The following is a 13,743-nucleotide window of genomic DNA, read 5'->3' on the forward strand; positions in this document are numbered from 1 at the left end:
AGGCTCTCCTACTCGGGAACGTACGAAAACGACCGCAACGACGGCGTGCCGTCGGGCCACCACTGAATCGTCGTGAGCGAAGCCGGCGCCAGCTCCATCCGGTAGATCACCGGCATGGGCGCGTCGAGCGCCTGTCGTACGAGCATCTTGATCGGCGTGACGTGGCTGACCACCACGACGGTCTTGCCGGCGTACTTCTCGACGAGGCGTTCGCGTGCGGCGCGTACGCGTTTGTGCACCGCGTCGAACGCCTCACCGCCACGGGGTGCTACCGCCGTCGACGACAGCCACTTCTCCAGTTCGGCGGGCCAGCGCTCCTTGACCTCGCCGAACGTGAGGCCGTCCCACTCGCCGAAAGCCGCCTCGGCAAAGCCGTCCTCGATGCCGACCGGGAGGTCCAAAGTGTCGGCAACGATCTGCGCGGTCTCGCGCGTACGCCGCAGGGGCGAACTCACGATCGCGTCGACTCCCCCACGACGAGAGAGGTACGCGGCCGCGCGCGCCGCTTGCGCCTCACCCTCCTCGACCAGACCGGGGTCGCTGCCGCCGGATCCGCAGAAGCGCTTCTCCAGCGTGTTCGGGGTGATGCCGTGACGCAGCGCAATGACCGTGACCGGCTCCCCGAGGGTTGCGTCGCGCCAGCCGACGAGAGGGTTCTTCGGCTTGGGCGCTGTCGGCTCGGCCGGGGTCTTGCCTTGCACCTCGTCGAGTACGACGTTGAGCAACGCGTCGGCGGCGGTGTTCTCTGCCCGCGGTACCCAAGTCCACTCGGTGCCGAACGGCGCCAGACCCTGTGCCTTGACCGCAAGCGGGCGCAAATCGGGGTGTTTGACCTTCCAGCGGCCCGCCATCTGCTCGATGACCAGCTTGGAGTCCATGCGTACTTCGACCTCGGCCTCGGGTACGTGCTCGGCGACCAGCTCGAGCCCGGCGATCAGGCCGTTGTACTCGGCGACGTTGTTGGTCGCGACACCGATCGACTCGGCGCGCTCCGCGATGATCTCGCCGGTGTCGGCATCACGGACGAGAGCGCCGTACGCGGCGTCGCCCGGGTTGCCCCGAGACCCGCCGTCGGCCTCGATGATGACCCTGCGGGCCGCCATCACAGACCCGACTCGCGCGTACGAACGAGGATTCGACTGCACTCGGGGCACCGCACGACGGCGTCGTCGGGCTCGGCCGCGATCTCTCGCAGGTCGGCAGCGTTGAGCTCCAGACGGCAACCCTCGCAACGCCTCTGCTGCAACGCGGCCGCGCCGACGCCGCCCTGCTGAGCACGTAGCCGGTCGTAGAGCGTGAGGAGGTCGTCGGGCACTGACTTCACGGTCAGGTCTCGCTCGGCGGCGACTTCACTGCGCTTGCCCTCGAGCTCCTCGAGCGATTTGTCGCGCGTCGTCTCTGCCTCGGTGATCTGCGCCGCGACCTCGCTCAGCTCGGCGGTGACGGCATCGAGATCGCGTTGAGCGGTCTCCACCTGCTCCATCACCTCGAGCTCGTCGTCTTCGAGCGTGGAGATACGACGCTCGAGTGCCGTGAGCTCGTTCTGGAGGTTCTCGAGGTCCTTGGGGTTGGTGATCATCCCCGACCCGAGCCGCTGCTCGTCGCGCTCGCGACGAGCCTTGACCTGCTCGACCTCACCATCGGCCTTGCGCTGTGCGCGTTCGAGATCGGAAACTGCCGTCTCCGCCTCGATCCGGCGGCCGTCGAGCTCGTCGCGGCGCGCGGTGAGCTCCTTCAGCGTCGCCAACTCGGGAAGGGACTGCATGCGCCGCTCGAACTGGGCGAGGGAGGAATCATGACTCTGGAGGTCCAGCAGAACGAGCTGCGCGGACGGATCGGCTTTCAGCGTTGACTCCTCAACTCGGATCGGTCGGTGCCCACGGGAGGTGCATCGTCCAGGGATCTGTGACGGTGCGCGACACGCGGGTCTCCACCGTAGCGCCCTGTGCGGACATACGGTCGGCGAGCGTACGTGCGGCAACGGGCAGCCAGGTCCACTCCGCGGACCAGTGCGGTACGTCGATCACGGCGGGCGCGTCTGGTTGTTCCAACAGCTCACTCACCGGGTGGTGCCGCAGGTCGGAGGTGACGTACACGTCGGCGCCCTGGGCGCGTGCCCGGTCGAACAGGAAGTCGCCGGCGCCGCCACACAGCGCGACCTTTCGTACAACTCGATCGGGGTCACCGGCGACCCGCGCAACGCTTGCGGTGGCGGGCAGGGAGTCGACCACCAATGCGGCGAAGTCGCGCAACGACAACGGCTCTGCAATCTCGCCGATCCGACCGCTCCCCCGCTCACTAGGCAATGCCGCTAGCTCGAACAGGTCGTACGCGGGCTCCTCGTACGGATGCGCCGAACGCAGAGCAGCAAGGACGGCGCTGCGACGTGCGCGCGGCAGGATCATCTCCAGCCGGGTCTCGGCGACCTCCTCTACGCGACCGGCCGAGCCGATCGTCGGGTTCGCCAACGCACTCGGGCGGAACGAGCCCGTGCCCTCGCCGGCGAAGAAGCAGCGGTCGTACTCGCCGATGTTGCCCGCTCCGGCCGCGCTGAGCGCATCGACGAGCGACGATGCATCGGCACGGGGTACGAACACCACGATCTTGTCGAGCGGATCTGCCGGGTCCGGATCCAGCGGCGCCGCGTCGTGCAGTCCGAAAACCTCGGCCATCGCGGCTGAGACACCACCGGGTGGTGCATCGGCGTTCGTATGGCAGGTGTGCAGGGCGATTCCTGAGCGGATCAGCTCGTGCACGACCCGACCCTTCGGCGTTGTCGCCGCGACGGAGTTCACGGCTCGCAACAGCAGCGGGTGATGCGTGACGATGAGATCGGCACCCCAGTCGACGGCCTCGTCGACGACGGCGGCGACCGGGTCGACGGCGAACAACACCTTCGACACCAGCTCGTCGGGGTCTCCGACCACGGTGCCGACGGCGTCCCAATCGTCGGCCCACCGTGGGTCGTACTGCTCATCGAGAACGGCGATCACGTCGGCGAGGCGGGGCGTACTCACGCAAGCGAGGCTAGCGCGAACGGGCGCGGGCTCCGCGCAGCCCACCGACTCTCGGCGTGAACTGACGGCTTTGCCGCTTTCCTTCGGTTCGACTACTCGCCGCTTCGCTTCTCGTCGCTGTCGGCTTTGCCGCTTTCCTGCGGTTCGACCACTCGCCGCTTCGCTTCTCGTCACTGTCGGCTTTGCCGCTTTCCTTCGGTTCGACTACTCGGCGCTTCGCATCTCGTCGCTGTCGGCTCTCCGTACTTCTTTCGGTACGACTGCCCAACTGCCCGATTCCTCGTCGCTGTCGGCGTTCCCTACTTCCTTCGGTTGGGGAAAGACGCGGCGACGCGGGAGCCGCAGCTACGACCTCGGGTTGCTTGCCGGCTAACCCGATTCGGTTGGCTTATGCGGGGTCGGTGGGTGGTGCTTCACCAAGTAGACATGGTGAAGTACCGCTTTGCATGGCAGCGACACCGTGCAAAGTGACAGGTTACCGAGCCCGCTGGTACGCCAGTGCGTTAGCGGTACGGATGGTGACGCCGACACCAACGTTACCCCGATCCCATATTAAGGTTCCGGGAAAGCCGCCAAGCGACGGAACCGAAATGGCCGCTCCGCGCGTCGCCGCGTCTTTTGCCCAGCCGGAGTACGCGGGAAAGCCGACAGCGAGCCGGGATCGGGCATGCGGGTGGTCGCACGGCAGAAGCAAGTGCGCCGGCACGGCCGAGCCGGGCGAGCGAGCCGCAGACTGCACACAGAGCCGCTCAGTTCTTGATCCCGTCGAGCACAACTCGCTGGAGGCGACGCGCCTGATCGGTGCCGACGTTCGGGGCGCGCAGGACTCCGCCGATGAGTTGCAGTAGGTCCGTGGTGTCGATGTCGGCGCGCGCGACGCCGGCCTCCTGAGCATTCGACAGTACGAGGTCGACGCACTGATGCAGGATGTTCCGGCAGTACGAAACGGTGTCAGAGTCCTTGCTCACCGCATCGGCCAGCTCGGCGAAGATCACCCGCTTGCTCAAGGCGACATCGGTCCACTCATCGACCCAGGCGGTGAGTGCGTCCCACGCCGGTAGGTCACGAACCAGTTCCTTGGTGACGACGGCGAGCTCGTCGACGGCTTCGCGATAGACGACCTCGGCGAGGACGAGTCGGGTCGGGAAGTGCCGGTAGAGCGTCCCGATGCCCACTCCGGCCGCGCGTGCGATCTCGTCGAGGGTGGCATCACTGCCCTTCGTACGGAACGCGTCTCGAGCAGCGGCCACCAAAGCGTCGTAGTTGCGACGCGCGTCGGCCCGCTTCGGCCGCTGCCCGGGGGTCGCTTCGCCACCCATCCTGAATCCTTCCGCAAATCGGCTTGCATAACCGGAGGATGCCTCCGTATAGTTCCGGAGGAAGCCTCCGCTTCAGTCTACTCATCTCATCATGTCCCAGGGGGAATCACTGTGACCAGTCATGTCACAACCCAATCGGGCAGCGGCTCGGCCGAACCCCGCAGTCCCTCGCCCATCGCACTCCTGCTCATCTTGAGCACCCAACTCATGGTCGTACTCGACCTCACCGTCGTGAACGTCGCGCTCCCAACGCTTCAGGACGACCTCGGGTTCACCCCGGCCGGACTCTCGTGGGTCATCAGCGCGTACGCCCTCACCTTCGGCGGACTGTTGTTACTCGGCGCACGACTCGGCGACATTCTCGGCCGGCGTCGTGTCCTGGTCGCCGGTATCGCCGTATTTGGTATCGCCTCGCTCCTCGGCGGGCTCGCCCCGAGCTCCGAACTTCTGCTGCTCGCTCGCGGTCTCCAAGGCGTAGGCGCCGCTGTGGCAGCGCCGCAGGCACTAGCGCTCCTGACCATCTCGTACCCCGAGGGAACCGCCCGCCACCGCGCGCTCGCCTGGTACAGCGCCGTCTCGATCGGCGGCTCGGCAATCGGGCTGGTACTCGGCGGTGCTCTCACCGAGTTGCTGACGTGGCGTTGGGCGTTCTTCATCAACGTGCCCGTTGGCGTAGCGATCATCGCCCTGGCACCCACGTACCTTCCGTCCTCGCCGCGCAGTACGGGTCGTTTCGACTTCGCCGGCGCGGTTCTGGCCACCCTCGGCGTGGGCGCGATCGTGTACGGGTTGGTCCAAGCGGCCGAACACGGGTGGCAGAACTCCACGACGTTCGAGGCGTTGGCTCTCGGCTTCGTACTGCTTGCCGGCTTCATCGCGGTCGAGCGCCGATCGGGACAGCCGATCACGCCACTGGGTCTGTTCGCCCACCGCGACCGCGTCGTCGCATACGTCTCCCGGCTGCTTCTGAGTGCCGCGATGATCGGTCTGTTCTTCTTCCTCACCCAGTTTCTGCAGGTCGTGCACGGCTACGGCCCGGTCAAGACGGGGCTGGCGTTCCTGCCGCTGACCGTCATGCTGTTCACCTTCTCGCAGGTTTCCGCCCGGGTTCTGCTCGACCGGCTGGGTAGCCGAACCGTGATGATCATCGGCCTGTCCATCTCAACCACAGCGCTCATCCCGCTTGCCCTCGTCGACGCGAACACGGGATACGTGTCGGTGCTCGTCTCGCTGGTGCTGTTCGGCGTCGGCAACGGGCTCGCCTTCGTGCCTCTGACGGCGTTGGGTCTGACCGACGTACCCCATGAGCACGCGGGCGCGGCGTCGGGCCTGCTGAACGTCACGCAACAGGTCGGCGGCGCACTCGGGTTGGCCGTCCTGGTGTCCGTCTTCGGGTCGGCCGTACGCGGTGCAGACCCGACGGCTGCGACGGCTATCGGCCGCCAACACGAGGTCCTGACGACCGGCATGGCCGCGGCGTTTCTTGTTGCGCTGTTGTTCATCGCCACCTCGGTCGCCACGATTGCTGTCGGCGTGAGGCGTACGAAAGCGGCAGTCGAAACGGCAGCCTGAACGAGGCGATCGGGGGGGTCGCTCAGACCTGCACGACGGTCCCGGGACGCGCGACGTCGATCCGGCCGGCGAACTCATGGCCGGCCACCCGTCGCGCGTCGTCGTGGTTCTCCCCCGGCCACAGATGCGTCAGCATCAGCCGATCCACACCGGCCTGACTCGCCACCCGACCGGCACCGGCGGCGTCGTTGAGCAGGCCACGAAGATCGTCGGGCACGTAGTCGACATGGGTCGCTTCGGCGAGCAGCAAGCTGGTGCCGCTGGCAAGCTCGACCAGCGCATCGGTCGGTCCGCAGTCCCCGGTGTACGTCAAGCTGCAAGTCTCGGTGCGCAAACGCACCCCGGCATTCGGCACGGAGTGCGGCAGCAATCGCGTCTCGACGTCGAAGCCCTCGATCGAGAACTTGTCGTCCGGACCGAACTCGTGCAGCTCGTACGCCGCGTCGTACGACGACGTCGGCTCGAGTGCGAGGACTCTCGAGACTGCACCTGTCGGACTGTAGATCGGTAATGGAGGGGCGGCGTCGCGACCCAGAACTCGCATGCGGAGCAGCGGATTGAGGTCGGCACAATGGTCCGGATGGCCATGGGTGACGAACACCGCGTCTACGTCCACCACCCGACAGTGCTTGAGCAACGCCACCGCTGTCCCGTAGCCCGGGTCGATGAGCAGCCGGAATCCGTCGTGCTCGACCAGATAGCCGCTACACGGCACACCCCCGGCTGGGATGCCGCCGCTTCCGCCCAGCACGGTCAGCCACATCCCGGATCATCCCCTCGCTCGGCTGAGTGCGGCAGCCTACGCCCCTGGCCGGCTCGAATCCATAGCTCGCGCGGGGCGTTCTGATCGGGTCCCGGCGAGGCGAAGCGCCCAGGGGATCTGACGTTGGTGTTGGAACGCGGCACCGCCCTCGTGCCCGTTGTGGCTGTACTCGACGATCTCCTTCGGACCCGCCCAAGCGTTGCACGCGGCGTACACGGTCGACGGCGGACACGTCGGGTCCATCAGCGCGACGGAGAACAGCGCAGGAGCCGTTGCCCGGGCCGCGTGATGGGCGCCGTCGATGTACGCGAGTGTCTGTGCGACACGATCGGCTGAGTCTCGGTGCGCTGCGAGGTAGTGGGTGATCTCGTTGTACGGCGGGCGTTCCACGATCCACGTAGCGCGGGGAAAGTCGCATAAGAACGGTACGTCGGGCATGACGCCGAGGAGTCCGTCGACCAGCCCGCCAACGGCGATCGCCAGCCCACCGCCCTGACTCGTACCGGTGACGAGGATGCGGTCAGGGTCGACCTCAGGAAGCTCACGTGCGACGTCGACGGCGCGCACGGCGTCGGTTATCAACCGCCGGTAGTAGTAGCTGTCGAAGTCCTCGATCCCGCGCGTCATCACGCCCGCATACGCGGGCCCGCTGCCCGCCGGATCGGGAGTGTCTCCGACGACGACGTTCGAGCCTTGACCGCGCGTGTCCATGACCAGGTGTACGAATCCCGCACTTGCCCAGAGCAACCGTTCGATCGGCAACCCGCGGCCACCGCCGTACCCGACATACTCGACGATGCACGGCAGCGGCCCGTCCCCCACCGTGTCGGCCGGGCACTGCAGCCATGCCCGGATCGGATCTCCGGCATGACCGGTGAAGGAGACATCGTCAGTCGTGATGGTGGCCAGGCCGGTGTCGACTCTGCGCCGCTCGGTCGGAGTCGCGCGTACGCGAGCATCGGCGAGAGCCGCATCCCATCGTCGGGTGAAGTCCGACGGTGCGGTACCGCTGGTTGTGTGCGTACGCAGCTCATCGAGGGGAAGGTCGGAGTACGCCACTCTCAGCCTTTCAGTCCGGTCTGCGACAGGCCCTCGACGAAGTGCCGCTGCGCGAGGACGAACACGATCAGCACAGGTATCACAGTCGTCGCCGACGCGGCCAGCTGGATGTTCCACAGATGCGTTCCGTACGCGTCGGTGTACTGCGTGAGAGCAAGCGGCAGCGTGAACTTGTCCTTGCTGGTGAGGTAGACCAACGGCTCGAGGAAGTAGTTCCACGTGTTCATGAAGGTGAAGATCGCCACCGCGGCGAGCGCCGGACGAGCGAGGGGCAACGCCACCCGCCAGAAGACGCCGAACGGGCCGAGCCCGTCGAGGCGACCCGCGTCCTCCAACTCGTCGGGCAGCGTGAGGAAGAACTGGCGCATGACAAACGTGCCCAACACACTCGGAGCTCCGAGCATGGGCACCAGGATGAGCGGCCAGTGTGTGTCGATCAGCCCGAGTCGGTCCGCGAGCCGAAACAACGGAATGATCGTCACCTCGCTCGGGATGAGAAGTCCGGTGAGGACGACGAGGAAGATCCAGCTCGCACCAGGCAAGCGCATCCGCGCGAACGCGTAGCCGCTGAACGACGCGACGATCATCGTCCCGATCGTCACGAGGACGGCGATGTAGAGGCTGTTGAAGTACTGCTCGGCCAGCGGGTAGTCGGCGAACGCCTTGCGATAGTTGTCCCACTCGGGATCGAGCGGCAGCAGCTTCGGCGGGTACGCGAGTACCTCGTTCGCCGGCAGGAGCGAGCTCGTCACCATCCACCAGGTCGGGAAGACGAACGGCACCGCCAGCAGGACCATGACGAGGTAGTACGGCCACCGACGACGTCGCGTACCGCGGCTTCGTCGACGATCGCGCGCCGTACGGTCGGTCGGCGCGTCCTTCTCGTCGGCGACGGTTGTGGTTCTAACGCTCATGGACGACCCACCTCTTGCGAAGCTGCCACTGCAGAACGGTGAGCAGCAGGATGATCAGGAACAAGATCACCGCGATCGCGCTCCCGTAGCCGAAGTCTCGGTTCTCGAATGCCTGCTGATAGAAGAAGTAGACGAGCACGTTCGTACTGTTGCCGGGACCGCCGCCGGTCAGGATCTGAATCTGTGCGAACACCTGAAGCGACCCGGCCACCGTGATGATCGCAGCGAGCAACGTTGTCGGACTGATCATCGGAAGCGTGATGTGCCAGAAGCGGCGAAGTGCACCCGCCCCGTCAACCGCGGCCGCCTCCACGATGTTGCGCGGAACGCCCTGCAGGGCGGCCAGGAACAACACCATGTTCAGACCGACGTTCTTGAACACCTGCACCACGATCACCGAGAGCATCGCGGTGTTGTCGCCGCGGAGCCAGTTCGGCCCGTCGACGCCGATGGTTCGCAACAGCGCGTTGACCCCTCCGTTGTCCTGCAGCAGGAAGTTCCAGGTGATCGTCCACGCGACGAGCGACACGACGACGGGCGAGAAGAAGATCGTACGAAAGACGGTCGTCCCACGTAGTCGCTGGTTGAGCAGCAACGCCAGCCCGAGCGCCAAGGCGAGGTTGAGGATCACCAGACCGACGCTGAAGAACGCGGTTGCCTTGAACACTTCGGGAGTCACCGGATCCGAAGCGATGTCGCGGTAGTTCTGCGTACCGACGAACTCGGAGGTCCCCGCCAGGAGGTTCGTGCTGCGTAGGCTCGACCAGATCACGTCGACCAGCGGCCACAGTACGAATACGGCGAACCCGACCAGTTGTGGCGTGATGAACAGAAAGCCGACGATCCGCTCGCGCCGACGCCACCCACCGCGCCGTGCCGGCGCCGAGCCGGAGTCCCGGCGAGGCCGGGACTCCTGCCGGGCGGTCGGTTCGGTGGTCACGGAACTCATGACAGTGACGGCTCGATCGCAGTGCAGACGTCATCGAGTACGGCCGAGACATCCGCGTCGGCCTTCCACATCGGGTCGAGTGCGGCCTGGACCTGGTTGGTGATCTCGGCCGAGTCCGTGTGCGACGGGAGTACGGTCCCGGTCTTGATGCCGTCGACGACGACTGCGTCGAGCTGCTCCTTGGTGAACATCGGATTGGCCTTCGCAAGTGTCTTCGCGTTCAGCAGACTCTCCCGCGGCGGCGGGAAGTACTGCGCCAGCTTGGCGGAGTTCTCGGCGTTCGAGAAGTACGCGAGGAAGTCCGCGGCCGCGTCGGCATGCTCCCCCTTGGCAACCACGCCGATTCCGGCCTGCCCGATGACCTGAGCGTCGCCATCGGGCCCCGACGGGAGCGGCACGATGCCCCACGAGAACGGGTCCTCCGCGAGGAGGCTCGCTCGGCTGATCTGGGTGACCGTCATCCCCGATTCGCCCGCGAAGAAGTCGGCGGTCGTACCGGGCGCCGGCAGCGCCTCATCCTCGAAGATCGCGCTGTGCAGGAAGTCCATCGCGTCGTTCATCTCCGGCGAGTCGAAGCCGCAGGTCTCGCCGTCGTCCGACCAGGCATCGGCACCGAAGCCACGCCAGACGGCGGCCAGGTTGATCCAGTTCTTGTAGTCCCAGTCGCGCACCACCAGCCCGGTCGCATCCGTCTTGGCCGCGACCTGTTTGGCGATGTTGCCGGCTTCGTCCCACGTCCACTTTCCGTCGGCCGCGAGCTGGTCGGGCAGCTTACTCACACCTGCCTTCTTGAGCAGGTCCTTGTTGAAGAAGACGCCAAGCGGTGACGTCGAGAACGGGTACGCATACAGCTTGTCGTCGGACTTCCACAGCTCTGTCGCTGAGGGAGCCAGGTCCCCGTAGTCGTACCCTGATGTGTCCTCCAGCGTTGGCGCGATGTCGGCGAGAGCGCCAGAGTCGACGAAGTCCGGAGCGTCGCGCTCGAGGATCCAGGCGAGATCCGGCGGGCTGCTCCCGGAGACCTGCGTCGTGAGCGCGGTCGTGTAGCCCTCGAAGGGAATCGTGTCGAACTTTATGTCGGTGACCTCCGGATTGTCGGCCATGAAGTCAGCCGCGATGTCGTCGAACATCTTCAGCTGGTCTTCTTCGCCGGTCCATACGGTCATCCGCAAGGTGATGTCGCCGTCGTCGGCCTCCGAGCCGCTGCATGCGGCCAGACCGCCCGCCAGTAAGGCAAGGCAGGCAATGCCGGCCACCGGTCGCAGCTTTCGGATCGGATACTTCATTGTGTCCTCCAGAGGTGTTGCCGCCGTTGATGTTGGCAGTCCGGCGAGGGCAGCGCCGTACGCAGGTCTGCGGTCAGTAGGAGTGGGGACGAGGCCATGCGAGCTCGACCCCGCGGTCGACGAGTAGTTTCTGGAAGGCATCCAGCCTGGCCGGCTCGTTGCGCACGGTCTGAGGCGCCGAGTCAGTGGTCACGCAATGCGCCGCGAGGGCGCCCGCAACCTCGCCGATGTTCCACTCGACCGGATGCAGCCGGTAGGCGCCGTTCGTCACGTGGGTGGTGCCGATGTTCTTTGCGCCGGCGATCAGGTTTCCCCCTGCCGCAGGCAAGAGCGCGCCGAGCGGGATCTGGAACGGGCACGACGCGACATCGAGATAGTTGTCGCCACCGGTCGACGGGTGCAGGTCGATGCGATACATGCCCACCCCGACGGAGTCGGCGTAAGCCACGGCGCCATGCTCGCCGCGCACCGCGTACGAGAGATCCTGCTCGACGATGGTGGTCATGGCGCGGATGCGTCGCGACTCGCGGTGGTACGGACGCTGGGCGAGCCCGTCAGCGGTGCCCATGATGTCGGGTCGGAGCCGAAGCCCCGGGAACCCGGTGCCGCCGTCCGGTCGGGGAGCCTCCGTCTGCATCCAGTACAGCGCAGAACGGGACAGCTCTCGGGCCCCTTCTGCATGCTTGGCAGCGGCGTCGACCGACACCTCGAACAGCGGACCGTCGAGATAGTCGATCATCGGCCAGTTGACGAGAGTGACATCGCTTTCCATGAAGCCCGGGCGGAAGTTGTCCCGGGCCAGCGCCCGGCGGAAGCGCCAAAGGTCGTCCGTACCCGGCTCTTTGCTCTGGTCCGCGACGACCAAGGTGGGGTCGTCGCCTGGGTTCGGCGCGAGCCAGCCGTTCGACGGTTCGAGGGTTCGAGGGCTCGGCCAAGAGAATCCGAGGAGCGGCCCAGGCCAGAAGTCCGGCTGCTGACGACGCCAGTAGTCGTACGTCTCCGGCCGATCGATCACATGGTCCCCGTCCACGTGATCCATTGCGAAGCACCACGAAACCGCTTGCATGTTGAGGGGTTGCGCCTCGGCGGGCGCGCTGGGTTCTCCCGTTTCACTCGCGGCCTCGGCCCCCGTGACGTAGTCGATGCCCGCCAGCGGCAGCAGGTCACCGGTCTCGGTCGCGTCGACGACGTAGCTGCAGGCGAGTTGGAGATCGGCGACACCGGGTCCGCCGAGCGTGACACCGGTGATCTGCTGACCGTCCGTGGCGACGTTCGTGACCGTGCGGGGTCGCAGCACGACGAGGCGGCCCGAGGCGATAGCGGGTGCGAGCATCGACTCCAGTACGGCGACCGCAACCCGCGGCTCGTGACACAACCGACTGACGAGGCCGCCGCCAGGGTTCAGCTCGCGCCATGCCCGCGCGCTCGGCGTCAACGGGTAGTGATCGCGGTAGTACGCGCGAATCCCGTCGCGCAGAGCGCGGTAGCTCGCGGTGACCCCGAACCGCTCGACCCACGGGTGCTCGTCCGGCGGGACGGCCTGCGACGTGAGCTGACCGCCGATCCACTCCTCGTCCGTGACGAGGGCTACCGAGGCCCCCATGTCTGTGGCAGACAAGGCTGCAGCGACCCCACCGAGGCCGCTACCGACGACCAGAACGTCATATCGACTCTCCACCAAGACCTCCTGCTAATTCGTATTAGATCGATACCGAACCAGATGGCCAGAGCCGTGTCAACCATCCGGAGTCGATTCGGTGATCGACCTGCTCCGCGACTGTGCGGCTCAGGAGCGCAATGACCGGATCGTCGCGCCCTCGTCGAGCTCGCACGGCAGCAGGACCTGGCGCCGACCCTCACCCGCGGTACGACTCTCGAGGTCGTCGACCAGTAGGCGCACTGCCTCGACGCCCATCTCGCGCCGCGGAATGTGGAACATGGTCCACGGCAGCTCCTCCCCGACCCGGGTGGAGGGCAGGGCTTGGCTCGGGTCCCGATCGCCGAGAACCCCGATCGACAGGTCTGCCGGCACCTCTTTGCCGTCCGCACGCACCAGAGTCGTCAGCGCCTCGGCCATCGGCACGGTTTCGACGAGCACCATCGTGAGGTCGAGGTCTTGGATACGGGACCAGACCTCGGCCGGGTCCTCACCGTCGATGATCTCGGCGCGCCGCCGGTGGGCGCGTGCGGCCCGCTTGTACCCGGCGCGGCGGTCGACCGTCGCCTCGTTTGACTCAGCGAGTCCGACGAGACCGATCCTGCGATGTCCGCGTGACCAAGCCAGTTCGTACAGATCTCCGGTCGCGGCCGCATAGTCCGCACTCACCCAGCTGACCTCACCCGCGGGCGACTCCCGGCGACCGATGAACACGAACGGAAACCGCTCATGGAGCAGCCGGGCCAACTCGTCGCGGTCGGTGTGACGGCCGAGCAGAATGCTGCCGTCTGCTATACCGAGTCGGTTGCCGCCGGCCTCGTAGACGTGGCGTCGCCCCTCGCGACGACCAGGGCTCGTGAAGAGCAGCAGGTCATAACCGGCACGCTCGGCCTCCTCCTCGATCCCGCCGAGGAACGGGACATAGAAGTCCGCCGAACCGGATGGGAAGACCGACTCGTACGTGAACACACCGAGCAGCCGGTTGGCCTTACCGCGGAGTCGCCTGCCGAGGACATCGACGGAGTAGCCGGTCTCGCGAAGGGCGTCTTCGACACGCCGGCGCGTCTCCGGCGTCACCCGGACGGAGTCCGAGCCGTTCAACACCAGCGACACCATCGCCTGTGACACGCCGGCCCGACGCGCCACCTCGACCTGAGTCACCCGCCCGGAACGCTCCACGACATCGCACCCTAGCGTGCCGGACGCC

12 protein-coding genes are annotated in these 13,743 nt (G+C 66.5%); 1 reads left to right on the forward strand and 11 read right to left on the reverse strand.

Annotation, left to right across the window (positions count from 1 at the left end):
* Window positions 1–8 precede the first annotated feature (8 nt).
* The 4 genes from MU582_13950 to MU582_13965 form a co-directional block, all read right to left on the reverse strand.
* Window positions 9–1,145, reverse strand: coding sequence for a bifunctional RNase H/acid phosphatase (locus MU582_13950; GenBank protein ID UPK73537.1), 1,137 nt, complete (start codon window positions 1,143–1,145; stop codon window positions 9–11).
* Window positions 1,103–1,765 carry a C4-type zinc ribbon domain-containing protein gene (locus tag MU582_13955; GenBank protein UPK73538.1) on the reverse strand — a complete coding sequence of 221 codons (663 nt, stop codon included), beginning with the start codon at window positions 1,763–1,765 and terminating at the stop codon, window positions 1,103–1,105. Before MU582_13955 ends, MU582_13950 begins: the two co-directional genes overlap by 43 nt.
* Before the next feature lie 91 nt (window positions 1,766–1,856).
* Window positions 1,857–3,017, reverse strand: a complete 1,161-nt coding sequence (locus tag MU582_13960; protein ID UPK73539.1) for a Nif3-like dinuclear metal center hexameric protein — start codon at window positions 3,015–3,017, stop codon at window positions 1,857–1,859.
* Window positions 3,018–3,766: 749 nt separating this feature from the next.
* Window positions 3,767–4,336, reverse strand: coding sequence for a TetR/AcrR family transcriptional regulator (locus MU582_13965; GenBank protein UPK73540.1), 570 nt, complete (start codon window positions 4,334–4,336; stop codon window positions 3,767–3,769).
* Window positions 4,337–4,528: 192 nt separating this feature from the next.
* On the opposite strand from MU582_13965, the gene MU582_13970 reads away from it, so the two are divergent.
* A complete protein-coding gene (locus tag MU582_13970) occupies window positions 4,529–5,908 on the forward strand; it encodes an MFS transporter (GenBank protein UPK73541.1) in 1,380 nt (459 codons plus the stop codon).
* Between the two features lie 22 nt (window positions 5,909–5,930).
* On the opposite strand, the gene MU582_13975 is transcribed toward MU582_13970, so the two are convergent.
* From MU582_13975 to MU582_14005, 7 genes are all read right to left on the reverse strand, one after another.
* Window positions 5,931–6,671 (reverse strand): MBL fold metallo-hydrolase, encoded by a 741-nt coding sequence (locus MU582_13975; protein UPK73542.1) that lies wholly within the window; start codon window positions 6,669–6,671, stop codon window positions 5,931–5,933.
* 36 nt (window positions 6,672–6,707) lie between these two features.
* On the reverse strand, window positions 6,708–7,730 hold the full coding sequence (locus MU582_13980) for an acetylxylan esterase (GenBank protein UPK73543.1): 1,023 nt from the start codon (window positions 7,728–7,730) through the stop codon (window positions 6,708–6,710).
* A 2-nt stretch (window positions 7,731–7,732) separates the two neighbouring features.
* Window positions 7,733–8,644, reverse strand: coding sequence for a carbohydrate ABC transporter permease (locus tag MU582_13985; GenBank protein UPK73544.1), 912 nt, complete (start codon window positions 8,642–8,644; stop codon window positions 7,733–7,735).
* Window positions 8,634–9,593: a sugar ABC transporter permease gene (locus MU582_13990; GenBank protein UPK73545.1), complete on the reverse strand. Its 960-nt coding sequence runs from the start codon at window positions 9,591–9,593 to the stop codon at window positions 8,634–8,636. The genes MU582_13985 and MU582_13990 overlap by 11 nt, the downstream gene beginning before the upstream one ends.
* On the reverse strand, window positions 9,590–10,879 hold the full coding sequence (locus MU582_13995) for a sugar ABC transporter substrate-binding protein (GenBank protein UPK73546.1): 1,290 nt from the start codon (window positions 10,877–10,879) through the stop codon (window positions 9,590–9,592). Before MU582_13995 ends, MU582_13990 begins: the two co-directional genes overlap by 4 nt.
* A 73-nt stretch (window positions 10,880–10,952) precedes the next feature.
* Window positions 10,953–12,557 carry an FAD-dependent oxidoreductase gene (locus MU582_14000; GenBank protein UPK73547.1) on the reverse strand — a complete coding sequence of 535 codons (1,605 nt, stop codon included), beginning with the start codon at window positions 12,555–12,557 and terminating at the stop codon, window positions 10,953–10,955.
* 108 nt (window positions 12,558–12,665) lie between these two features.
* Window positions 12,666–13,715, reverse strand: a complete 1,050-nt coding sequence (locus tag MU582_14005) for a LacI family transcriptional regulator (GenBank protein ID UPK73548.1) — start codon at window positions 13,713–13,715, stop codon at window positions 12,666–12,668.
* Between the last annotated feature and the right edge of the window lie 28 nt (window positions 13,716–13,743).

Source organism: Nocardioidaceae bacterium SCSIO 66511, assembly GCA_023100825.1.
GTDB lineage: Bacteria > Actinomycetota > Actinomycetes > Propionibacteriales > Nocardioidaceae > Solicola.

Bases quoted from the DNA above. Each gene is read 5' to 3' on its own strand.
- MU582_13985 (UPK73544.1), bottom strand. From the start codon at position 8,644: ATGAGCGTTAGAACCACAACCGTCGCCGACGAGAAGGACGCGCCGACC.
- MU582_13990 (UPK73545.1), bottom strand. From the start codon at position 9,593: ATGAGTTCCGTGACCACCGAACCGACCGCCCGGCAGGAGTCCCGGCCT.
- MU582_13995 (UPK73546.1), bottom strand. From the start codon at position 10,879: ATGAAGTATCCGATCCGAAAGCTGCGACCGGTGGCCGGCATTGCCTGC.
- MU582_13965 (UPK73540.1), bottom strand. From the start codon at position 4,336: ATGGGTGGCGAAGCGACCCCCGGGCAGCGGCCGAAGCGGGCCGACGCG.
- MU582_13955 (UPK73538.1), bottom strand. From the start codon at position 1,765: ATGCAGTCCCTTCCCGAGTTGGCGACGCTGAAGGAGCTCACCGCGCGC.
- MU582_13975 (UPK73542.1), bottom strand. From the start codon at position 6,671: ATGTGGCTGACCGTGCTGGGCGGAAGCGGCGGCATCCCAGCCGGGGGT.